Annotated in this window: 23 protein-coding genes; 12 read left to right on the forward strand and 11 right to left on the reverse strand. The window is 43.9% G+C overall.

Going from position 1 to position 22,245, the window contains the following annotated elements:
• Nucleotides 1-30: 30 nt before the first annotated feature.
• From nusB to B9T10_RS08060, 3 genes are all read left to right on the forward strand, one after another.
• Nucleotides 31-462: a transcription antitermination factor NusB gene (gene nusB / locus B9T10_RS08050; RefSeq protein ID WP_008315623.1), complete on the forward strand. Its 432-nt coding sequence runs from the start codon at nucleotides 31-33 to the stop codon at nucleotides 460-462.
• Between the two features lie 35 nt (nucleotides 463-497).
• Nucleotides 498-1,616, forward strand: coding sequence for a PilT/PilU family type 4a pilus ATPase (locus tag B9T10_RS08055; RefSeq protein WP_018122845.1), 1,119 nt, complete (start codon nucleotides 498-500; stop codon nucleotides 1,614-1,616).
• A 62-nt stretch (nucleotides 1,617-1,678) separates the two neighbouring features.
• On the forward strand, nucleotides 1,679-2,419 hold the full coding sequence (locus B9T10_RS08060; protein ID WP_008315620.1) for a tRNA threonylcarbamoyladenosine dehydratase: 741 nt from the start codon (nucleotides 1,679-1,681) through the stop codon (nucleotides 2,417-2,419).
• Between the two features lie 47 nt (nucleotides 2,420-2,466).
• On the opposite strand, the gene B9T10_RS08065 is transcribed toward B9T10_RS08060, so the two are convergent.
• Nucleotides 2,467-3,108 carry an invasion associated locus B family protein gene (locus B9T10_RS08065; RefSeq protein WP_008315619.1) on the reverse strand — a complete coding sequence of 214 codons (642 nt, stop codon included), beginning with the start codon at nucleotides 3,106-3,108 and terminating at the stop codon, nucleotides 2,467-2,469.
• Nucleotides 3,109-3,290: 182 nt separating this feature from the next.
• Here B9T10_RS08065 and gmk point away from each other — a divergent pair, with 182 nt between their 5' ends.
• From gmk to B9T10_RS10210, 9 genes are all read left to right on the forward strand, one after another.
• Nucleotides 3,291-3,923, forward strand: a complete 633-nt coding sequence (gene gmk, locus B9T10_RS08070) for a guanylate kinase (RefSeq protein WP_008315618.1) — start codon at nucleotides 3,291-3,293, stop codon at nucleotides 3,921-3,923.
• Between the two features lie 77 nt (nucleotides 3,924-4,000).
• Nucleotides 4,001-4,261 (forward strand): DNA-directed RNA polymerase subunit omega, encoded by a 261-nt coding sequence (gene rpoZ, locus B9T10_RS08075; protein WP_008315617.1) that lies wholly within the window; start codon nucleotides 4,001-4,003, stop codon nucleotides 4,259-4,261.
• 18 nt (nucleotides 4,262-4,279) lie between these two features.
• A complete protein-coding gene (locus B9T10_RS08080; protein ID WP_008315616.1) occupies nucleotides 4,280-6,478 on the forward strand; it encodes a RelA/SpoT family protein in 2,199 nt (732 codons plus the stop codon).
• The gene (locus tag B9T10_RS08085; RefSeq protein WP_246782180.1) at nucleotides 6,453-8,810 is read left to right on the forward strand and encodes a CHASE2 domain-containing protein; all 2,358 of its coding nucleotides are present in this window, start codon (nucleotides 6,453-6,455) and stop codon (nucleotides 8,808-8,810) included. Before B9T10_RS08080 ends, B9T10_RS08085 begins: the two co-directional genes overlap by 26 nt.
• The gene (locus B9T10_RS08090) at nucleotides 8,807-10,024 is read left to right on the forward strand and encodes a ribosomal protein uL16 3-hydroxylase (protein WP_094538244.1); all 1,218 of its coding nucleotides are present in this window, start codon (nucleotides 8,807-8,809) and stop codon (nucleotides 10,022-10,024) included. Before B9T10_RS08085 ends, B9T10_RS08090 begins: the two co-directional genes overlap by 4 nt.
• Nucleotides 10,014-10,499: a DUF192 domain-containing protein gene (locus B9T10_RS08095; protein ID WP_246781924.1), complete on the forward strand. Its 486-nt coding sequence runs from the start codon at nucleotides 10,014-10,016 to the stop codon at nucleotides 10,497-10,499. Before B9T10_RS08090 ends, B9T10_RS08095 begins: the two co-directional genes overlap by 11 nt.
• 94 nt (nucleotides 10,500-10,593) lie before the next feature.
• Nucleotides 10,594-10,860 carry a 30S ribosomal protein S15 gene (gene rpsO / locus B9T10_RS08100; protein ID WP_008315610.1) on the forward strand — a complete coding sequence of 89 codons (267 nt, stop codon included), beginning with the start codon at nucleotides 10,594-10,596 and terminating at the stop codon, nucleotides 10,858-10,860.
• Nucleotides 10,861-11,041: 181 nt separating this feature from the next.
• Nucleotides 11,042-13,141 carry a polyribonucleotide nucleotidyltransferase gene (gene pnp, locus B9T10_RS08105; protein ID WP_008315609.1) on the forward strand — a complete coding sequence of 700 codons (2,100 nt, stop codon included), beginning with the start codon at nucleotides 11,042-11,044 and terminating at the stop codon, nucleotides 13,139-13,141.
• Between the two features lie 119 nt (nucleotides 13,142-13,260).
• Nucleotides 13,261-13,434, forward strand: coding sequence for a hypothetical protein (locus B9T10_RS10210; RefSeq protein WP_018122839.1), 174 nt, complete (start codon nucleotides 13,261-13,263; stop codon nucleotides 13,432-13,434).
• 51 nt (nucleotides 13,435-13,485) lie between these two features.
• Here the strand turns inward: B9T10_RS10210 and acuI are convergent, their stop codons facing one another.
• The 10 genes from acuI to B9T10_RS08155 form a co-directional block, all read right to left on the reverse strand.
• Nucleotides 13,486-14,469, reverse strand: coding sequence for an acrylyl-CoA reductase (NADPH) (acuI, locus tag B9T10_RS08110; RefSeq protein ID WP_094538245.1), 984 nt, complete (start codon nucleotides 14,467-14,469; stop codon nucleotides 13,486-13,488).
• Nucleotides 14,470-14,576: 107 nt separating this feature from the next.
• Nucleotides 14,577-15,152, reverse strand: coding sequence for an RNA pyrophosphohydrolase (locus tag B9T10_RS08115; RefSeq protein WP_018122837.1), 576 nt, complete (start codon nucleotides 15,150-15,152; stop codon nucleotides 14,577-14,579).
• Between the two features lie 62 nt (nucleotides 15,153-15,214).
• Entirely contained in the window at nucleotides 15,215-15,973 is a 759-nt protein-coding gene (gene cysZ / locus B9T10_RS08120; protein ID WP_094538246.1) for a sulfate transporter CysZ, read from the reverse strand.
• Nucleotides 15,974-15,982: 9 nt separating this feature from the next.
• Nucleotides 15,983-16,720: a MipA/OmpV family protein gene (locus B9T10_RS08125; protein WP_063455339.1), complete on the reverse strand. Its 738-nt coding sequence runs from the start codon at nucleotides 16,718-16,720 to the stop codon at nucleotides 15,983-15,985.
• Between the two features lie 54 nt (nucleotides 16,721-16,774).
• On the reverse strand, nucleotides 16,775-17,347 hold the full coding sequence (locus tag B9T10_RS08130; protein ID WP_179220640.1) for a DNA-3-methyladenine glycosylase I: 573 nt from the start codon (nucleotides 17,345-17,347) through the stop codon (nucleotides 16,775-16,777).
• 96 nt (nucleotides 17,348-17,443) lie between these two features.
• Complete coding sequence (gene bfr, locus B9T10_RS08135; protein WP_008315601.1) at nucleotides 17,444-17,908, reverse strand: bacterioferritin; 465 nt, start codon at nucleotides 17,906-17,908, stop codon at nucleotides 17,444-17,446.
• Nucleotides 17,909-17,917: 9 nt separating this feature from the next.
• Nucleotides 17,918-18,388 (reverse strand): bacterioferritin, encoded by a 471-nt coding sequence (bfr, locus tag B9T10_RS08140; RefSeq protein ID WP_008315599.1) that lies wholly within the window; start codon nucleotides 18,386-18,388, stop codon nucleotides 17,918-17,920.
• A 596-nt stretch (nucleotides 18,389-18,984) separates the two neighbouring features.
• Nucleotides 18,985-19,851, reverse strand: a complete 867-nt coding sequence (locus B9T10_RS08145) for a tetratricopeptide repeat protein (RefSeq protein WP_008315597.1) — start codon at nucleotides 19,849-19,851, stop codon at nucleotides 18,985-18,987.
• Nucleotides 19,852-19,946: 95 nt separating this feature from the next.
• The gene (locus B9T10_RS08150; protein ID WP_008315596.1) at nucleotides 19,947-20,849 is read right to left on the reverse strand and encodes a c-type cytochrome; all 903 of its coding nucleotides are present in this window, start codon (nucleotides 20,847-20,849) and stop codon (nucleotides 19,947-19,949) included.
• On the reverse strand, nucleotides 20,849-22,210 hold the full coding sequence (locus B9T10_RS08155) for a c-type cytochrome (RefSeq protein ID WP_094538247.1): 1,362 nt from the start codon (nucleotides 22,208-22,210) through the stop codon (nucleotides 20,849-20,851). Before B9T10_RS08155 ends, B9T10_RS08150 begins: the two co-directional genes overlap by 1 nt.
• Nucleotides 22,211-22,245: the final 35 nt, after the last annotated feature.

The raw sequence follows: 22,245 nt of genomic DNA on the forward strand, positions 1-22,245 counted from the left end.
AGATGCTTTTATTGTTTATGAGGAAATAGTATGTCAAATAAACGTGAATTTGAGCGCATGATGTGGGCAAGACGCTTTGCATTACAAGGCTTATATGAATGGCAAGTGTCGCAAACGCAGGTTGATCAAATCGAGCGCAGCTTTGCAGAAAACCCTGAATTTGTGAAAGCAAATACAGAAGCATTCTCTAACTTGTTGCGCGGCTCGATTCGCACACAAGGCCAAGTGAATGAACTCATCACACCATTACTCGATCGCCCGATTGAACAATTAGATTTAGTTGAGCGCGCGGTATTGTGGTTAGGTGGCTTTGAATTGTTAGAGCACCCTGAAATTCCTTACAAAGTGGTGATCAATGAATCGGTGAATTTAGCGAAAAAATTTGGTGCAAACCAAAGCTATAAATTCATCAATGGCATCTTAGATAAAGTCGCTGAAAAAGTGAGAATCGATTATCATTAATCGATCATAACAACATAAGAGATGAGAGAGTAATCATGGATATTTCGCCTTTTCTGCGCTTTATGGTGCAAAAGAATGGTTCGGATTTATTTATGTATCCGAATGCCCCAGTGTGCGTCAAACTCAGTGGTGTGGTGCACCCGTTAAGCCGTGATGTGTTGTCGGCTGAAACGGTTAAAGCAGCCATTTTTGGTCTGCTCAGTGAGGCACAAGCTGAAGAGTTCGTACATCAATTAGAGTTGAACTTTGCCATTAAGTTAGAAGATGGGTCACGTTTTCGTGTCAATATCTTCAAGCAGCGCGGCGAATATGGCATGGTGATTCGTTACATCAAATCTGTGATTCCGAAAATGGAAGATCTGCGTGTGCCTGAGGTCTTTAAACAGATCATCATGGAAAAACGCGGTTTGGTGTTGGTGGTGGGCTCAACGGGGAGTGGTAAATCCACAAGCTTAGCCTCCATGATTGATTATCGTGCGTCTCATTCACCCGGGCACATCTTAACGGTGGAAGATCCGATTGAATTTGTGTATCAACACAAAAAATCCATCATTGGGCAGCGTGAAGTGGGTTTAGATACCCACAGTTACGAAAATGCGTTGCAATCTGCGATGCGTGAAGCGCCCGATGTGATTTTAGTGGGGGAAGTGCGCAGCACTGAGATCATGAAAGCGGTGATCAACTTCTCCATTACCGGTCACTTATGTTTAACCACATTGCATGCGAACAATGCTGTGGGTGCGCTTGACCGTATCGTGAACTTTTTCCCTGAATCTGCCCGCGCGCAGTTATTGGTGGATCTGTCGTTAAACATTAAAGCGATTGTTTCTCAGCGTTTGGTCAAAGGTTTAGATGGCAAATTGGTGCCCGCCGTTGAAGTGATGCTTAATACGCCTTATGTGCAAGAGCTCATCATGAAAGGGAAGTTAGACACTGTGCCAGAAGCCATGGAAAATGGCGGTACAACGGGCATGCGTACTTTTGATCAGGCATTGTATGAGTTGTATCGAGAGGGATTGATCTCGGCGGAAGAAGCGATCAACAACGCTGACTCGAAAAATAACGTTTCTCTTCGCATTCGTATGGGTGAAAATCGAGCGGTGACGCGCGATGACATTCGCGGCGAGGCGAAGTTTGAGTTAAAACAGTATTAGTGCAAATCAATGAATCAAAGCACTAATTGAGTTAGTGCTTTTTTTATGGGGACAATTTAACCGTGGATTTAGAGCGTCGTTTTTCAGGATTAGATCGTTTATATCAAACCGATGCCATGGCGCAATTGGCTCAGTGTCATGTGGTGGTCATTGGCGTTGGCGGTGTCGGCTCTTGGTGCGTGGAAGCATTGGCACGCTCAGGGATTGGGCATTTGACATTGATTGATTTAGATGTGGTGGCAGAAAGCAACATCAATCGACAATTGCCGGCGATGAGCTCAACCCTTGGCGAATCAAAAATTGGTGTGATGGCCGATCGCATTTTAGAAATCAATCGAAATTGCAACGTGACGTTGATCGATGATTTTTTATCTGAAGAAAATATGGATGCACTGCTTGGGCATTTGACGACAGAACGCACATGGATTGTGGATGCCATTGACAGCGTAAAAGTCAAAGCAGCGCTGATTGCCTGGGCAAAGCGCCGTAAATTGAAGATCATTGTCAGTGGTGCTGCCGGTGGTAAAATCGATGCGCAATCGTTTATGATTGATGATTTATCAAAAACGTATCATGATCCTTTGTGTGCAAGTTTAAAGGCGAACCTTAAAAAGCAGCATGGACTTGGGAAAAATGGTGCAAAATTTGGTGTGCCAGTGGTGTTTTCCACAGAAAACATGCAGGGCAGCCACAAAGGCAGCGGTGGTTTAAATTGTGCCGGTTACGGATCGATTGTGACGATGACAGCCACAATGGGCATGATGATGGCAGGTTATGTCATCAATAAATTACTGAAGGCATAAAAAAACCTGATCAAGGTTGATCAGGTTTTCTTAAAGCAGATTGAAAATTATTTAGATTGTTCTAATAAATCATCATAAGCTGCAGTGAAGCCTTTTAATGGCACTTGTGCTTTGATGTGCGCAGGGCTGTTTTTATCAGCATTAGAATCAAAAGTGAAGTTCACAAAAAGATTGGTACCTTTTTGGAATTTGCTCATCAATTTACCGCTCACATCCACATCCATCGGTAAGGCTGCGATACAACCAAACGTAGAGCAGCGCTCAAAGTTGATTTGTGCGATGTCTGTATCGATGTCTTTCGCTTTACCTGCGTCATCTTGACCTTTGACTGTGATGAAGATTTTGCCATCGTTGTTGTTGCTGTTTAAACGCAATTGTAAACCTTCGCTCAATTGAACGTCTAAAGGTGCAGCAAAGATCATCACAGGTTGTTTGTCAAACAATGTCACAGATGTTCTTAAAATCGGCACTTGGCGTTGTTGATCTTTGGGTAATTTTGCGTCCGCAGGTGCCACCATGGTGATTTGTTGAAACATTTGGCACTCTTTTGCATTGTTAGGTGCCGCAAAGCATTCAACTGTCCAATCTTGATGTTTCTTTTTATAGATGGAGTCGGGACCTTGTTGAGCATTTGCTGCCACTAGAAGTGATGATGTTAATAATGATGCAGCCAGTACTTTTTTAAACATAAAATCCTCATTGAATATGAAGTTGACAATATTGTGCTTTGTTTATTTTACGCAGATTTAGGCCGAAATCAAGGTGAATCCGTGGCAACTTGTATGTATAACAGTGTTTTAATCAGACAAAGGAAAGGTAAATTTTGTATAATGACACCCCCTTAAAAGACAAATAAAAGTGAGTGAAAAAAATGTGTGAGCGCGAAAAGTTTTTGGGCAATCTCTATGTTATTTCGTCGCCATCGGGTGGCGGTAAAACAACATTGGTGAGCCAATTACTTGAATGTACACCTGATATTTGTCGTGTTGTGACCCATACCACTCGTGCAGCAAGACCGAACGAAAAAGATGGGATGCATTACCACTTTGTGACCGATGAAGCCTTTGAAGCCTTAAAAGCAGAAGGCGGCTTTGTGGAAACAGCGCGTGTGTTCAATGCACAATACGGCACTTCTTGGAAAGAGGTGAAAAGCAAACTCAGACACGGTATGGATGTGGTGCTCGTGATCGATTGGCAAGGCGCTGAGCAAGTGCGCATCAGCCATCCGGAAGCGATCAGCATTTTCATTTTGCCGCCGTCTTTAGAAACGCTGCGCGCCCGTTTATTTGCTCGCAATGAAGACAGCATTGCAGTGGTGGAAAATCGCATGAAGGATGCGAGCAATCAGATCAGTCACTATAAAGATTTTGATTATTTAGTGGTGAATGATGACTTTGATCTCGCATTGGCAAATTTACGTTCTATCATTATGGCAGAGCGTTTAAAAACAGCCCCACAAAAAGAGCGTCACAAATTATTGATTAGCTCTTTGCTTGAGCAATAAGATTTCAGTACGCTGAACCGATATTTTGGTTATTATTGATGTAGTTATTTTTGTAAGAATATTAGGAGTTTTAGTTTATGGCACGTGTGACCGTAGAAGATTGTTTAGACAAAGTAGAAAACCGTTTCCAATTGGTGTTGTTAGCCTCTCGTCGCGCGCATCAGTTAGCGTTAGGTGCAGAAACAAAATTGCCACCTTCCACTGAAAAAGTGACGGTTCAAGCGTTGCGTGAAATTGCCGAAGAACTCATTACGATTGATGAGATTAAAAAATTGAATGTGAAGCCAAAACCCGTCATCGTTGAAAGCTTCAAACCAGAAACAGCATTCGAATTTTAATTGAATGTGGATGTGAACATGGAACCGATTAAGCTACCTGAAGAAATGGCACTTTGGAACGAGGCATTTTTTGCCAAAGTTGCAGAGTTAGAGTTATGCGTTAGCCGTTATATGACTAAAGCAGAAGTCGCTTTGGTTAAAGAGGCTTGCTTTTTCGGTGCGTGGGCGCATCAAGGACAATCGAGGAGTTCTGGCGAACCCTATATTTTCCATCCCATCGAAGTTGCACTGATCTTAACATTGGTGCAACTTGATGTGGACTCCATCGTGGGCGCTGTGCTGCACGATGTGATTGAAGATACGGACATCACGTTTGAAGAGATCGCGCAAAAGTTTGGCCGCGAAACGGCCATCATTGTTGATGGCGTCAGTAAATTAACGAAGATCCGTTTCAGCTCAAAGTTAGAAGCAAAAGCTGAAAACTTCCGCAAAATGATTTTAGCGATGACCAAAGACCTTCGCGTCATTATGGTTAAATTGGCCGATCGCTTGCATAATATGCGCACCCTTGGGGCTTTAGCACCTTATAAAAAGCGTCGCATTGCAAAAGATACCTTAGACATTTACACGCCGATTGCGGCACGCTTAGGGATGTTTGCCTTACAAACGGAGCTTGAAAACCTCTGTTTTGAGAACATCTATCCGATGCGCCATCGTGTGTTGTTAGAGTTTGTGAATAAAAAACGCATCTCGCAAGGCCCAACATTACAAGCCATTCGTGATGCCATTCAGGAAAAAGTCTCAAGCGTTGGTATTTCTGCCCGCATTGCAATCCGTGAAAAGCATGCATGGAGCTTGTATCGTAAACTCAAAAAACGCGGCTCATTGTCGCAACTGTCGGACATCTTCTCCATTCGCGTCATCGTCAATAGTGTGGATGAATGTTATCGCGTGTTAGGGATTGTTCACAGCCTCAATAAACCCATCATTGGTCGCTTTAAAGATTTCATTGCCATCCCTAAGGTCAATGGTTATCAAAGCTTACACACCGTGGTGTTTGGGGCAAATATGTTGCCTGTTGAAGTACAGATTCGCACCAAAGAGATGCACATCATCGCAGAGGCGGGCGCCGCTGCCCATTGGCGTTATGGTGAAGTGTATCGCGAGCAAAATTACACGAAAAATAAAACGCGCGAATGGTTAGATTCTGTCACAGAATTACAAAACAGCATGCTCTCCTCTGAGGAGTTCATGGCGTCGATGAAGGAAGATCTCTTCCCATCAGAAATTTATGTCTTCACCCCAAATGGTCGCATCATTGAATTGCCAAAAGGCAGTACAGCGGTGGACTTTGCCTATGCCATTCACTCGGACATTGGCAATCACTGCATCTCGACAAAAATTGATGCGAAATTTGCACCGGTTGCACAAGTTTTGGTGACAGGGCAAACGGTGGAGATTCAAACCTCCCAAAGTGCACAGCCTAATCCTATGTGGTTAGAGTTCGTGCGCACAGCTAAAGCACGTTCTGCCATTCGCAGTTACTTGAGTAAATTGAGTTATGAAGATGCCGTGGTGATCGGGGAAAATCTTCTTGAAAACGCCATGAAGCAGAAAAATATACCGGTGGCGAAACTCTCTGAAGAGATTCTCAATAAGTTGGCCAAAGAGCTACGCATTGAGTCTGTGCAAGACATGTATGCTGAAATTGGTTCAGGCAAACGTCCTGCATCATTTATCATCAATCGCTTAGAAGCGCATGGCTTAGATGTGACGCAAGAGTATCGACACTCGCATCACACCACAGACAATGCGCAAACCATCGAAGGGGCGCAAGGGAAGAAAACAGTCTTTGCAGAGTGTTGTTACCCAATTCCTGGCGACAACATTGTGGGCTATTGGCAGCCCCGTTTAGGAGAGTTAGAGGTGCACCGCATTGAGTGCCGAAATGCCATTGAGGCGGCCACTAAACATCCGGAACGCTGTTATCCATTGGCATGGAAGCATCAAGAAAAAGGCATTTTCCCTGTTCAACTCTCTTTCATCATTCGTAACCGCCGCGGTGTGATCGCCCAGATCACCAATGAATTGATGAATATGGAGATCAATATCAATGATCTGCGTTCGCAAACCATCAATGAAGGTTACAGCCGTTTATGGATGGTGATTCATGTGTCGGATCGTCAATTTTTAGCCAATGTTTTCCGTAACCTGAAAAAACTTGAAAACGTTGTGCGCATCGGTCGACAAAATGATGAGGCCCAAATCGTTGGTTAATGGCCAAAATGGCCAAACCACAGGGCGATTTAGACTGATCATCATCGCCGTCATTTTGATGCTCTCAATGACGGGGATGTTTTTCTTTTTTAAATCCTCCGCCGTCACCAGTAATTTATCGTATTCACTCTACGACTATTTCATCGATAAAAAATCACAAGCTCTGAGTACAGAGAGTGACATTGTGATGATTGTCATCGATGATAAAAGCATTCGCACGCTTGAAAAAATTTGGCCATGGCCAAGGGCATATCATGCCGGGCTCATTCGTGAGCTCACCAAAATGGGTGCAAAAGTGATCGCCTATGATATTTTGTTCACCGAAAGCAGTTCAGGCGATGCCTTGCTATCTAAAGCCATTGAGCAGCATGGGGCAGTGGTGTTGCCAAAGCCGCTGTTTTTATCCTCAGATGGCGTGATTCCTTTTAACGATGTGGCGCACTTTGGGCATGTGGATGTCAATATTGATGGCGATGGGATTGTGCGGTCGATTGATCCCTATTTAGATGGGATGCGAAGTTTCTCATTTGCCATTTTAGATGTTTTGGCACAAAAAGATGATCGCTTGCCCACCGCACAACATCTTTATCGTGATGAATTAGAAGATCCCATCCGTTTTGTCTATTCATTGGATCGCAATTATCCGATCTACTCATTTTCTGATGTATTTATGGGGAAAATTGCGCCGTCTGAATTTAAAGATAAAGTGGTGTTTGTGGGGGTCAGTGCCTCTGGCATTGGCGAGCGCATGCGCAGTTCATCGTTAAAAAACAGTACATTTAAAACAGGGGTTGAGATTCAGGCCTCAATTTTTGAGGCACTTCGCACCCATGCGGTGACGGAATATGCTGGCACAGCGTTTAATACCTTGGCAATGGTGAGCTCTGTTGTGGGCATGACGATTGTGTCGATTTTTGCAACGCCCGTGATGACGGTGGCGCTGTTACTGCTGTACATCGGTTTTTTAACCGCTGTGACTTTCTTGCTGTTTTATTTTTATGATTATTGGTATTCACCGATTGCGCTCTCATTTGCCATGATCAGTGTGATTTTTGTCTACACCATTGTGCGCATTCATTTGAGCTTAAAAGAGGCAAACCGTACGCTGAACTTAAACGTTGCTGACCGCACCAAAAAATTGGTGATCTCAAACCTACGTTTAGCCCAAGAGATGAATGAGAAAGAGAAAATTTGGGCGGATTTGCGTAACAGTGAAGAGCAGCTCAAAGCTTTGCTCGATGGTTTACAAATTGGCATTGTTTCCACAGATCAACATGGTGAGCTCATCACCGCGAATGTGACGGCGCTGGATTTTTTTGATTTAGACAGCGTTGAGAATGCAAAAAGCTTGGATCAATACTTTCAGTTCGACATTGCCCATGGTGGCGGTAAAATCAGCACGCGAGAGCTGTTTAAAACCCTAATGGATGTCAATGATTCGACGCAGGTCGAATGTGTGTTAGCATCAAGCAATCCGCGCTTTAATGGCATTCCGACGTCGCTTTTATTGTCCCGTTTGAGCGCATCTTCTGAGCGTGAGGTGAATTTTGCCTGCATCATTCGTGACATCAGTGATCAAAAACGTGCAGAATTCATCACTCAAGAGTTTGTGGCAACGGTGTCGCATGAGCTTCGCACACCGATCACCTCTATTAAAGGTTCATTAGGTTTAATGAACAGTGGGATTGCCGGTGAGATTCCTCAAAAGGCTCAAAAATTATTGGAATTGGCATCGCGCAACAGTGACCGGTTATTGAGTCTGGTCAATGATATCTTAGACATTCAGAAGATTCAGCTCGGTACCCTTGATTTTCATCTCAAAACCATCGATATTGTGAGCGTAGTGCGCCAATCGATTGAGGTCAATGAGTTGTATGCACAAAATTTAGGGGTGACGATTGTTGGGCACTTGCCCTCGTATCCCATTTATGTGATGGGCGATTCAGATCGCTTAGCACAGATCATGAGTAACCTTTTATCGAATGCCGCGAAATTCTCAAAGCCAGACAGCCGTGTTGATGTGCGTGTGATGCTAGATGGCAAACGCGTGCGAGTGGATGTTGAGGATTATGGCGTCGGGATTCCTGACAGTTTTTCAGATAAAGTCTTTATGAAGTTTGCCCAAGCCGATGATGCAAAGCATCGTTCAAAAGGAACCGGGCTAGGCTTAAGCATTTCTAAAGCATTCATTGAGCGCATGCGCGGCACGATTCATTATGAGTCGCAAGAGAATGTCGGCACGCTCTTTTATTTCTATTTGCCACTTGCTTCGATGGAAGAGGTGAACAATTATATTTCGGATCAGAAAGCGAAAAAGGATATGTTTTTATGATGAAGGCAAATAAGCCCGTCCGTTTTTTAGGCGGACTCACAATTGAGCAATTTTTAGCAGAATATTGGCAAAAAAAACCATTGTTTGTGAAAAATGCATTTCAAGATTTTATGGACCCAATGACGGCTGATGAAGTGGCCGGTTTAAGCTGTGAAGAGGGCGTACCCTCGCGCTTTGTGTTTGAAGAGCGCAACTGGGAATTAAAATGTGGCCCGTTTGCAGAAAAAGATTTTGCCAATTTACCGGATACAAAATGGGTATTGCTCGTCAATGATGTGGAAAAATTTATGCCACAAATGCGTGTCTTGAGTGACCCATTTAAATTCATTCCTGAATGGCGTTTAGATGACGTTCAAGTGAGCTATGCGGTGGATCAAGGCACGGTGGGCGCGCATTGGGATGATTATGATGTGTTTTTAATCCAAGGGATGGGTAAAAAACGCTGGCAGATCAGTTATGATGAAGTGTCTGAAAACGACTTTGTGGAAGGTTTACCCATTCGTTTGATTGAAAACTTTAACGTCAGCGAAGAGTGGATTGTTGAACCTGGCGATTTATTGTATTTGCCGCCACGCATCGGTCACTTTGGTGTGGCGATTGGCGAGAGCATGACATGGTCCGTGGGTTTTCGTGCGCCTAAACACCGTGAAATGATCCATGATTTTGTGGAAGACATCGTACAATTTACAGCAGCAGATGCCCGTTATTCTGATCCTGATTTAGCACCGCGTGAATTCTCAGCGGAGCTCAATGATGATGACATTGATCGCGTGATGAAAGTGATCGAAGAGGGTTTGCATCACAATCGTGATCTAGTGGCTGATTGGTTTGGGCGCTTTATGAGCGAGAGCAAAGAAGGGCAGGAGCCTGAAATACTTGAAGAAGAATTCAGCGCAGATGAAGTGTTAGGCTTATTAGAAGATGGTGCAGACATTGAGCGCGTGCCAAGTGTTGCCTTTTATTTCCGTGAAACATTGGATGATGTGGTGCTCTATGCCAATGGCGAGTGCTTTGCATTGGATAAAAAATACACCAAATTGGTGCAATTCTTATGTGAAAACCGTCAATACAGCCCCGGCAAAATGAAGCAATTCTTGCGTGATGAAGTGGCGGCAGAATTCATTGTGGATTTAGTGAATCAAGGTTTACTCGCTTTCTTTGATGGTGATGATCACGACCATGATTGTGATGATGAGTGCGATCATGATCACTAAGCGTATCTTTAAAACGGTGATGCCATTGCTTGGGGCAATGGCATTGCTGCCAAGCGCGATGGCACAAAGTTTTTGGCAGCCGCTCGATGAAGTGCATCCGCAATCGCACTTAGCATTGGCAACCGTCACCATCAATGATCAGCCCATTCGTGTGGAATTGGCAACAAAGCCGCGCGCCCAGGCGTATGGCTTGATGCATCGCTATATTCTTCCGGAAAATCAAGGGATGCTGTTTGTGTTTGATAAAATGCAGCCGTTGAGCTTTTGGATGAAGAACACAAAAATCCCTTTAGACATTCTCTATTTTGACAATGAAGGCGTGCTCGTCGATTATGCTGAAGCCGTTCCGTGTCTTGAGGATCCTTGTCCCTCTTATCCATCAAAAGCCCCTGGGCAATATGTTTTAGAGATCGGGAAAGGCGAGCGCGCACGATTGGGGATTAACATCGGGGATCGCCTGAAAAAAGTAGATTAAACTTTTGTTTTGGTAAATTTCTCGGTATAATCACCCACAATTATGCTGTCATCGCCATTGACAACAATTAATTTTATTTGGAGTTTTATTTTTTATGTTAACAACTGAAAAAAAAGCAGCCATTGTTGCTGAATTTGCTCGCGGCGAAAACGATACAGGTTCTCCTGAAGTACAAGTTGCGCTTTTAACAAACAACATCAATGCGCTTCGTGCTCACTTTGATGAACACAAAAAAGATCATCACTCACGTCGTGGTTTATTACAAATGGTTAACCAACGTCGTAAGTTGTTAGACTACTTAAAACGTAAAGATTTAGCGCGTTATCAAACTTTGATTGAGCGTTTACAATTACGTCGTTAATCAGCACACACATGATGCAGATGATTATGTAGTTTAGCGAGCCCTTGCAGTTGTGCTGTGAGGGCTTTTGTCATTGGTAAAAGTGTTTTGAAGGGTTCTGATAAAGCGTTTTAGTGAAAATGTTTTGTCAGCTCCCTTGGATCAAAAGCTTTTACCGCAAATGTTTAATTTTGAGGTAATTATGGAATTAAAAGCAATTCAAAAAGAATTTATGTATGGCAACCAAAAGGTTGTATTAGAAGTTGGCGAAATGGCTCGTCAAGCAAATGCGGCGGTTAAAGTCGATGTTGAGGGCACGGTTGTGTTTGTCACATGTGTGGCATCCACTAAGTTTGATCCATCGCGTGACTTTTTCCCACTCACTGTGAACTACCAAGAACGTACGTATGCCGCGGGTAAAATCCCGGGCGGCTTCTTCCGCCGCGAAGGTCGTCCTTCCGAAGGTGAAACATTGATCGCACGTTTGATCGACCGTCCACTTCGTCCTTTATTTGCTGAAGGTTTTACGAACGAAACACAAGTGATCGCAACGGTTGTTTCCATCAACCCTGAAGTGAATCCTGACATCCCTGCGATGATCGGTGCTTCTGCTGCGGTTTCTTTGGCAGGTTTACCATTTGCAGGTCCATTAGGTGCTGCACGTGTTGGCTATGAAAATGGCGAATACCTCTTAAACCCATCGAAAGAACAATTGGCAACATCTAAATTAGATTTAGTGGTTGCAGGTACGAAAGATGCTGTATTGATGGTTGAATCAGAAGCAGAATTGTTGAGCGAAGATGTGATGCTTGGCGCTGTAATGTTCGGTCACGATGCAATGCAAGTGGTGATTGAAAACATCAACGCATTGTGTGCAGAAGTGGGCGTGACAACATTTGAATATCAAACGGTTGAAAAAGACGCTGAATTAGAAGCAGCAGTGAAAGCATTTGCAGCTGATAAATTAGAAGCAGCTTACAGCATCTCTGTGAAAGCAGATCGCTATGCTGCAATCGATGCATTGAAAGCAGAAGCTGTTGAAACTTTGATCACAGAAGACAATGGCTACACAAAAGATGCCATCAATGCTGTGATTGATGAAATGAGCTATCGTTTAGTGCGTGACCACATCTTAGATGGTAAACCACGCATTGATGGCCGTGATACTACAACGGTTCGCCCAATCAATTCACGCGTTGGCGTTTTACCACGCACACATGGTTCTGCATTGTTCACACGTGGTGAAACACAAGCATTGGTTGTGACCACATTAGGCACAGACCGCGATGCGCAAATCATCGATGCATTAGATGGCGAATACAAAGATAAATTCTTGTTCCATTACAACTTCCCTCCATATTCTGTGGGCGAAACGGGTATGGTTGGTTCACCTAAGCGTCGTGAAATTGGTCATGGTCGTTTAGCAAAACGTGGCGTACAAGCGGTATTGCCAAGCATGGATGAATATCCATACACAGTGCGTGTTGTGTCAGAAATCACTGAATCAAACGGTTCAAGCTCTATGGCTTCTGTGTGCGGTGCATCTTTATCCTTGATGGATGCCGGTGTTCCTTTAAAAGCGCCAGTGGCAGGTATTGCAATGGGTTTGATCAAAGAAGGTGAACGCTTTGCTGTCTTAACAGACATCTTAGGTGATGAAGATCACTTAGGTGACATGGACTTTAAAGTGGCAGGTACAACGGATGGTATTTCTGCCCTTCAAATGGACATCAAAATCACAGGTATTACGAAAGAAATCATGGAACAAGCATTGGCACAAGCCAAAGTTGCGCGTTTACACATCATTGATGAAATGAGTGCAACGTTGAACACTGCGCGTCCTGAAATCTCTGAATTTGCGCCACGCTTCACAGTGTTCCGCATCAACCCAGATAAAATCCGTGATGTCATTGGTAAAGGTGGCGTAACGATTCGTGGCATCACTGAAGAAACAGGCGCTGTGATTGAAATCGAAGATGATGGTACCATCAAAATTGCAGCATCAAATGCGGATCAAGCAGCAGAAGCAAGAAAACGCATTGAAGAAATTACCGCTGACATCGAAGTCGGTACAGTGTATGAAGCACCTGTTGTGCGCATCATGGACTTTGGTGCATTTGTCAACTTGATGCCAGGCCGCGATGGTATGGTTCACGTGTCACAAATCCCTTCTGAAGAGCGCATTCAAAACGTTTCTGATTACGTTCAAGTTGGTCAAGTGGTTCGCGTTAAGGTCTTGGAAATTGATAAACAAGGCCGCATTCGCTTAACCATGAAAGACGTAGATGCAGCTGCTGAATAATCCATTCAATTGAATGAGTTAAAAAAGCCGAAGTGATTTCGGCTTTTTTATTGCGTGCTGAAAATTTTAGAGCGCGTATAATCTATTTTTTCTAATCATTTGAGTGATCGAGGCAAGCGATGAAAAAATGTCATACGTGTGAGAAAGAGTTGATGGAAGCTTACTTTAATGCGCAATCAGGAGATGATTGCATTTTTTGTGCCAATGATCGCATCACGATCGAAAGCACAAAAAAACATGCATATGAAGAAGTGGAAGATAAAGGCTGCGCAGGCGGCGCCTGCACCTTGTAAGCTTGATCAAACGATGTCAAAAAGCCCTGAGTATTGATCAGGGCTTTTTTATTAGCGGGATAAATCCACCACAAGGCGGCCTGTGATTTTCCCATCGATGAGTTCATGCGCAGCATCTATGACGTCATCAAGACTGATGAGGGTGCGAATGTGCTCAAGGGCACCGGGCTGAATCAATGTCGCTAAGTGATCCCAGGCTTCAATGCGATCGGGCAATGGACGCATGACGCTGTCAATGCCGCGAAGGGTGACATTGCGAAGAATAAAAGGCATCACTGTTCCAGGGAGATCATAGCCTTGGGCTAAGCCGCACGCGGCAACGCAGCCGCCATATTCTGTACCGGCAAGCACATTGACCAATGTATGGCTGCCCACAGTATCAACAGCACCCATCCAACGCATTTTTTGAAGGGGTTTACCGGGCTCACTGAGCTCTGAACGTGCAATCATTTCTTTTGCGCCAAGGGCATATAAATAATCATGCGCACGCTCTTTACCCGTCACTGCAATGACGTGATAACCCAATTTTGCCAATAAATAGACGGCAAAGCTGCCAACGCCACCGGTTGCGCCGGTCACCAAAATTTTCCCAGATTCAGGTTTAATGCCATGTTGTTCAAGTGCAATGATGGAGAGCATGGCGGTATAGCCTGCGGTGCCAATCGTCATGGCATCAATGGCACTGAATTTAGCCGGTAAGGGAATGAGCCATTCAGACTTTAAAACGGCTTTTTCTGAAAATCCGCCTGAATACAATTCGCCCACGCCAAAGCCATTGAGCAAGACTAAATCACCTGATTGAAAACGGCTTGAGTGGCTGGTTGTCACTTTACCCACTAAATCAATGCCAGGTGCTAAAGGAAATGTACGCACCACCGGGCTACGATTGGTGATGGCTAGGGCATCTTTATAATTGAGGGTCGATGCCAATACATCCACTGCCACATCGCCTTCTGGCAAGGCATCATCCTCTAATGTCATGAGTGTGGCGGTATAATCAGGGTTTTTATCAATCACAATGGCGCGATGAGTCATGGTCACTCCTTATATTTTATGGTTGAAGCTGAATGGATACAGTGTAGCAATATTGCAGGCAAGGGCATATAAAAAAACCCATGCATTGCATAGGTTTAGTGATCAAATTAGCTTCTGCTTCTCATGCGAAAGAGAGAGCGGCGAACGCGTTGCTTCGGTCGAAACTCTGAACGCTTCTCATACAGAGGCTTTTCAGGAATCGGCATGCCTTTAAAGAGCGCGGGCGCTAACTCAACGAGGGCACGATTGTAAACTTTACGCTTAAAATAAATGACTTCATTGATGGGGTGCCAATATTCCACCCATTTCCAATGGTCAAACTCTGGCGTGTCAAAAAATGCCAAATCAATGGCATCTTCATCCGCCGTCAGTTCTAACAGAAACCAGATCTGTTTTTGTCCAATACAGCGCGGAGAGTTATTTTTGCGAATCAGTCGTTGTGGTAAACGGTACCTTAACCAGCTTTTAGTTTTTCCTAAAATTTTTACATCATCAGAAGAGAGACCTACCTCTTCCTTCAATTCTCGATACATTGCCTCTTCGGGAGTTTCGTTATCATCGATCCCACCTTGAGGAAATTGCCATGAATCTAAATGCCCTATTCTATGACCCCAAAAAAGTTTTTTGTCCCGATTACACAAGATGATGCCAACGTTCGCGCGGTAGCCGTCATTGTCAATCATAATGTAAACCTTGAATAAATTTAATGGCTCTATTGTTCCACAAAGGCTACGTAAAACCAAATTTATTTGACGAAATCGCGGCGATATTTTTCAACCCATTGTAAGGTGCCACCACAAACCGCAGCCGGCATGATGAAGAGATTGATGATGGGAATCATGGTCACTAAATTCACCAACGCGCCAAAGATGAAATTATCCGTGCGATCCTGCATTAAGCGGGCGCGCATGGTGGGAAAACTCACTTTGTTGTTGTCAAAGCTGTAATCATTATATTGAATCGCCATCATCCATGCGTTAAAGGCAAACAGCACAATCGGCGCGATGAAGGTGCCAATCACAGGCACTAAAAAGAGCAATAAAATGCCAATCAGGCGCGGCAGATAATAAGCCAAGTTTTGCATCTCGCGTTGAAGGGATCGCCCGACATCTTTGGCTAAACTCATCCATGAATCATCGCTTGGCGTATGTCCTGTGAGCATGATCTCAACTTTCGCCGCAAGCATTGAGTTAAAGGGGGCTGCAATGATGTTCGCAAGGGTGCTAAAGAAGTAACCAAAAAACACCACAATCGACAATAGAGCAATCGGCCAAATGAGGTAGCTCAGCCATTGTAGCCAACTTGGGACATAACTCATGATCCCGTTCATCCAGCTGCTCAATTGCGTATAGATGCCATAGAATGCGCCACCAATGATGAGGATATTCACCAAAATGGGCAAAAAGACATAGCGCTTTAATCCAGGATGGAGCATTAAGCGCCAACCTTCCGTAAAGTAGTGTAAACCGCTGCGATTGTGTGTGTTGTTTTGATTTTCATTCATGATCAACAATTAAAAGTTATAGTTAATGCCAAGGGCGAAGCTAGAGAGGGCAGAGCGATTGGTCATGGGGCTATTTTTGACTTCACTGGGTAAGAATTTCACCTGCACGCCACCAAAAAGATGGAGATTGTCTGTCGCATCAATCACCGTGCCAACACCCACATAAGGTGTAAAGCTGCTGTCAGGATTGTATTCAGTGACGCCCGAACGCGCGGATTCTTCACGGGAGACGCCATAATAATAATCATTGTGCTTTTTACTTGACCAAATGCCACCCACTTTCGGAATCACTTTAAAGTGATCATTAAAATTATGGATGATCCCACCGCCTGCATCAATATTGACGCCTTTGCTGCGCCCTAAAATATCTGCATCAATGTCTGCACTCACGAAAAATTGGCTAGGGAAAATGTGCATTGCGCCCACACCGAGCTCAATGGTGGATTTACGGCGATTGAGATCACGCAATGCACCTTCTGAATCTTTTGGCTTAAAGTTTAGGGATTGATAACGTAAATGGGTGTCCACTTTCGTTGTGGGCGTATCCACAATGAATAAACCTGCCTTTAATCCTTTGATGAAAAAGCGGCCATTTTGATATTCAAAGTGGGGCACAGGTACCCAGCTTGAATTGTCACCCACATACGGTTTTTGTTGATAGCCCACACCTAAGCCAAGGCTGTATTGTTCTTGCGCCATCGCGCTCATTGGCGTTAGGCATAAAAGGGCGAGAGCAAGTTTTTTCATGGATCAATCCTCAAAATGATGTGATGGATGCCATTATTGTAGCTCAATTGTTGATCATTGTGTGTGGCGCGGCGCTTGATATTTAAAGCACTCACTGACGTGATCATTGACCATGCCCATCGCTTGCATGAAAGCATAAATCGTCACACTGCCCACAAATTTAAAGCCCATTTTTTTAAGATCACGGCTGATTTGATCAGATAATGGCGTACTCACTGGTACATCTGTCAGCATTGCATAGCCATTAAGCTGCGGTTGATGATCCACATATCGCCAAAGCCAATCGCTAAAGCTGCCATGTTGTTCAACTAAGTTTAGATAACATTGCGCATTGTGAATGATGGCACGCATTTTGAGTTTATTTTTAATCAACTCAGGATTTTGCATGAGCGATTCATATTTTGCGTCATCATATGCGGCGATGGTTTTTGCATCAAATTGATCGAGCGCCATGCGATAAGCTTCACGTTTATTGAGCACAGTGATCCAAGATAAGCCGGCTTGCAATGTCTCTAAAATAAAGAGCTCAAAGAGGGCATGTTCATCATAGAGCGGCTCGCCCCATTCATGGTCATGATAGTCTTGATATAATTGTGTTTTTCCGCACCAGCCGCATCGCGTTGTCATCAGAATGATCCTAATTAAATAGACCATTTATAGGTTAAAGTTACGCATTTGTATAGCGAAAAAAAACGCCGCAGTGCGGCGCTTTTATGCTCATCATTAAATGATGGATTGATGATATTTTTCTGAGCCTAATTCAGCGAGGAGCTCTTGTTGTGTTTCAAGGTAATCGATGTACTCTTCGCTCTCTTCAAGCAAATGCTCTAACAAATCACGAGAGACATAATCTTCTTTCTCTTCACACAATTTGATGGCATCGACAAGCACTGTGCGCTTATTGTATTCACAGGCTAAATCGCTGTTTAATACTTCTGGCACATCTTCGCCGATGAGGATTTTGCCAAGATCTTGAAGATTTGGTAAACCTTCAAGGAGCAAAATGCGCTCGATCAAATCATCCGACTCTTTCATGTCTTCGATGGATTTTTTATAGATGGTTTTGCCCAATGACTCAAAGCCCCAATTCTTTAAAATGCGACCATGCAAAAAGTATTGGTTGATGGAAATTAAGTATTGGCCAAGCACTTTGTTTAAGTGTTGAATCACCACGCGGTCAACTTTCATAGCGCCTCCTTAACCGTTCAATTGATCTTGAAGATAGTTCGGTAAAGAGATCGTTTTAATGAGGCGAAGTTGTTTTTCAAGCCAATGAGCATGATCTTCTTCGGTGTCTTTCAATTGCACCACAAGCATGTCACGCGTTACGTAATCTTGCTCTTCTTCGCACAATTTGATGCCTTTTTTGAGGGCGTCACGCACGCTGAGTTCAAGATCTAAATCGCTTTGTAACATGGTTTCAACGGTGGAACCAATGTTGATTTTTTCAGGCACCATGTTTGGCGTGGCTTCTAACAACAATAAACGTGCAATGATCAATTGCGCATGTTCGGTTTCATCTTGCATTTCGTGATGAATGCGCTCATACAATTTTTTATAACCCCATTCTTCATACATCGATGAGTGAATAAAGTATTGATCACGCGCGGCCAATTCACCGGCTAATAATACGTTTAAGTAATCAATGACTTTTTGGCTTCCTTTCATGAGTATTCTCCTTAGGTTTTATTTAATTCACACAATAATTATACATGATTGCAAGAAAATTGATAGCGTACTTTTTGTATAAGTGATTGATAATATTATTACTTATTTGCGTATGATTATCGTCTAGTAATGATGATTACTCGCATTTTATGTTTGATTCCGCCAAATCGCTTGCCCATTCTTAATGACATCAATGAGAAACAACTCTCATTCTCAAATTAATGTGGCGCATGGTGGGTAAATTTTGGGCAAAAAAAAGCCGAAAACTGAATTTCGGCAAAATAACCACCAAAGGAGGATATGGAGGAGAACATCCAGAATTTCTAGATGTCGAGTGATATATTATCAGGATATGCATAAATGTCAATTTTTTATTGTGAGAAATGTTAATAAATGTATTTTTTTAAACATTTTCTGAGGTCAAATCACACATAATTGGTCTGTTAAATTTATTAAACATTTGAAATTAAATAAAATTGCCGCCTTTACTTAAAAACTTGACCATAATTTTGTATTTAAAATGTAGTCAATTAATGGGTAATCATGACGGCAATCATTTTAGAGTAATATCCATAAAAATAATAAATATCAATGATTTATTTTTTATTTTGTAAAGAGAGCATCACAAGTTTAGCTTGCTCATCCCCGCGATCTGCTGCAATTTTGAACAATTTTGCGGCTTTTTCGAGGTCAATTTCAGTGCCTTCGCCCTTCACATGCATGATCGCTAAGTTTACTAGCGCCTTCGTATGCCCAAGCTCAGCGGCTTTCTCAAAATACTTCAATGCTTTAGCGGGATTTTTGGGTGCGCCATCACCATATAAATACATGGAGCCTAAAATGAAGGCAGCATCCGGCTGACCGAGCTCTGTCGCTTGCATTAAATGATGGCGTGCCGCTGCTGAATCTTTAGGCGTGCCTTTGCCTTCTTTGTTCATCATCGCGATCAGCATTAAAGCATCCGGTTGTTCTTGGGCCGCAGCTTTAGAAAGGTTACGATACGCTTTTTTCACATCCCCTTGTTCGAGCTGAATTTGACCTAAAAAGAGTTGTGCGCTGCTGTTATTTTGTTTCAATGCTTCATTGAGGTAATACATTAGCGCAGGATTTTTTGGATCATTTTCATAATAATGCACCGCAAGATTGTATTGCGCAGCTGCTAAGCCCATGTCCGCTGCGGCTTTGTAATAATTTAACGCACGCACTTTATTCTGTTTGACGGCAATGCCTTGATCATACATCACCCCAAGGGCATTATTTGCCTCAGCTGAACCTTTCTCGCTGGCGGCTTCAAAATAGGCTTTAGCGCGTTTTGGATTCACATCACGATTGATGGGAGAAAGCGCTTGCATCCCTTTATGATAGAGGCGATCTGCGGTTTCATCGGTTAGTTCGTGGCTGGGAATGGATTGGCAGCCCGCGAGGAGCACTGCGCAAACAATCGGTAAAAGTAATTTTTTCATGGATGTGACCCGTCTTGGTGAGTTGTCCCTAGTATTATAGATGATCTCCAAAAAATAAAGCCATTCAGAGAATGGCTTAGCGATTAAATTAAAGATTAATAACGGGCATCTTTGGGTTTTTTACCATTTGGCCAGTCATTGACCTTGCCTGCAAAGTCAGGGCGCGGTTGATGGGTGAAGAATTCAGCCACATCCACAGCTTCTTGGTCGGTCAATGTACCGCCATTGCCTTGTCCCCAATCGCCGTGCGTGCTCACGCCCATTGGCATATTGTATTTCACAAAAGCGGCGGCTTTATAAGTGCGCGCCATCCCTGCGCCGATGTTGAAGGATTCATCGCCCCAAAGTGGTGGGAAAATGATGTTGCCGCGTTTATCTTTTAAGCCTTCGCCATCATTGCCATGACAAGAAGCACAATGTTCAGCATAGATGCGTGCGCCATTGACAGGATCAGGCACTAAAGATTCATCAATCGGCCCTGCATTCATGATCTCAACTTTTGCACCTTCTGGTTGAGAAGCGCTGAGCCATGTCATGTAAGCCACCATGGCTTTCATCTCTTTCGATTCAGGATCTAGCGGTTTACCATTCATAGAGCGCTGGAAACAACCATTGATGCGCCCTTCGATGGTGACCAATTTACCTGCACGTGGCATCACTTTAGGATACTGATGCACCGTAGTTAAGTAAGGCGCGCCATATTCTGCTTTACCTTCATCAATGTGGCAGCTGTTACAGTTCATCATGGCGCCAACATTGTCAGGCAATAAGCGTTTTGTTGCGTTTAAGAGCTCTTTACCATAAAAGATTTGATCAGCATTTGGCTCTTTTTCAATGTCTAAATCGGATGGCACCACATAATCGGGTAAAGGTTGACCTTCTGCATTCACCATTGGATATTTTTGTGGATCAGCGGGCGTTAGTGTATACGCAGATGCTGAAGCAGTCGCAACGAAGAGGGCAAGGGTGCTGAGTGATAAAATGAGTTGTTTTTTCATTATTTATCCTCCTTCACTGAGGAAATGTTTGGGGCTTTATTGGCAAGGAAATGACGAATCTCAGCCACATCTTGTGGGCTCACTTCAGGGGATACGTTGTTCCATGAGTTGCGGATGAAGTTGATGACAGTTGCCACTTCTTCATCGCTTAAGTGTGCAAATGAGGGCATGCCAAATGCCATGCGATCTGCCGGTGTTGCTGGCATCACGCCGCCTTCTAAGGTGATTTGAATGACCGATTGTGCATTTTGTGCCGTGATGGCAGTGTTTTGGTTCAACGCAGGGAAAATGCGTGGCACACCTTCACCATCAACGCGGTGACAAATTGTACAATGTTCCATATACAATACGGCGCCCGGCGCTCTGAATGTATCGGTTAAGAGAAGGTCAGTGGTGGTATCGGGTTGAGTTTTTAACTCTAAGGATTTACCCGGCGCTGGGGACAATGTTTTCAAGTAGCTGGCCACAGCATTTAAATCTTGTTCTGTCCAATATTGCGAGCTGTGTTCAACCACATCGCCCATTGCACCAAAGGCAGCCACTTTATCTGTGCGCCCTGTTTTTAAGAATTCCACGATTTCATCTTCAGACCAAATTTTTAAGCCTTGACCTTCACCGCGTAAACTTTTTGCACGCCAACCATCAATGAGTGCACCGGATAAGAAGAGATCACTTGAATCATTCGTGAGGGCTTTTTCTTGGTACGCAATGCCGCGTGGCGTATGACAAGCGCCGCAGTGCCCCGGACCTTCGACAATGTATGCCCCATGATTTTCAATGCCACTTAATGCGCTGTTGCCTTTAAATTCACGGATGGGTGCAAAAAGCATCTGCCAATAAGCCACCGGCCAACGCATGCTCATGATGGCAGGGAAAGTTGTGGGCGCATTTTCTTGCTTCACAGCAGGCACCGCATTCATAAAGTATTCGTACATCGCCACCATGTCAGAGTCGGGCATGATGGTGTAAGAGGCATAAGGCATCGCAGGATAGAGCGGCGCACCATCTTTACGCACACCATGTTTGACAGCATTGGCGAACTCTTGCAATGTGTAATTGCCAATCCCTGTCTCTTTATCTGGCGTGATATTGGTGGAATAGATGGCGCCAAATGGCGTTTGCATCGCTAAACCGCCGGCATATTCTGTGCCACCTGGCACTGTGTGACACGCCGCGCAGTCGGATAACCGTGCAATGTATTCACCCTGAGCGATTAAAGCTTGTTGTTGTTCTGGGCTCGTGGCTTGTGTGGATGTGTCAATGTCATGGGTGCGGCTTTTAATGATCATAAAAGAGCCAGCCACCGCAGCGGTGACGCCGACAGCACCAAGAATCGCCAATCGGATGAGTAATTTTTTCATAGTTATCCTCATGTTTTTTGTTATCGAAATCAGCT

Source organism: Wohlfahrtiimonas chitiniclastica (assembly GCF_002252325.1).
Classification (GTDB): Bacteria; Pseudomonadota; Gammaproteobacteria; order Cardiobacteriales; family Wohlfahrtiimonadaceae; genus Wohlfahrtiimonas; species Wohlfahrtiimonas chitiniclastica.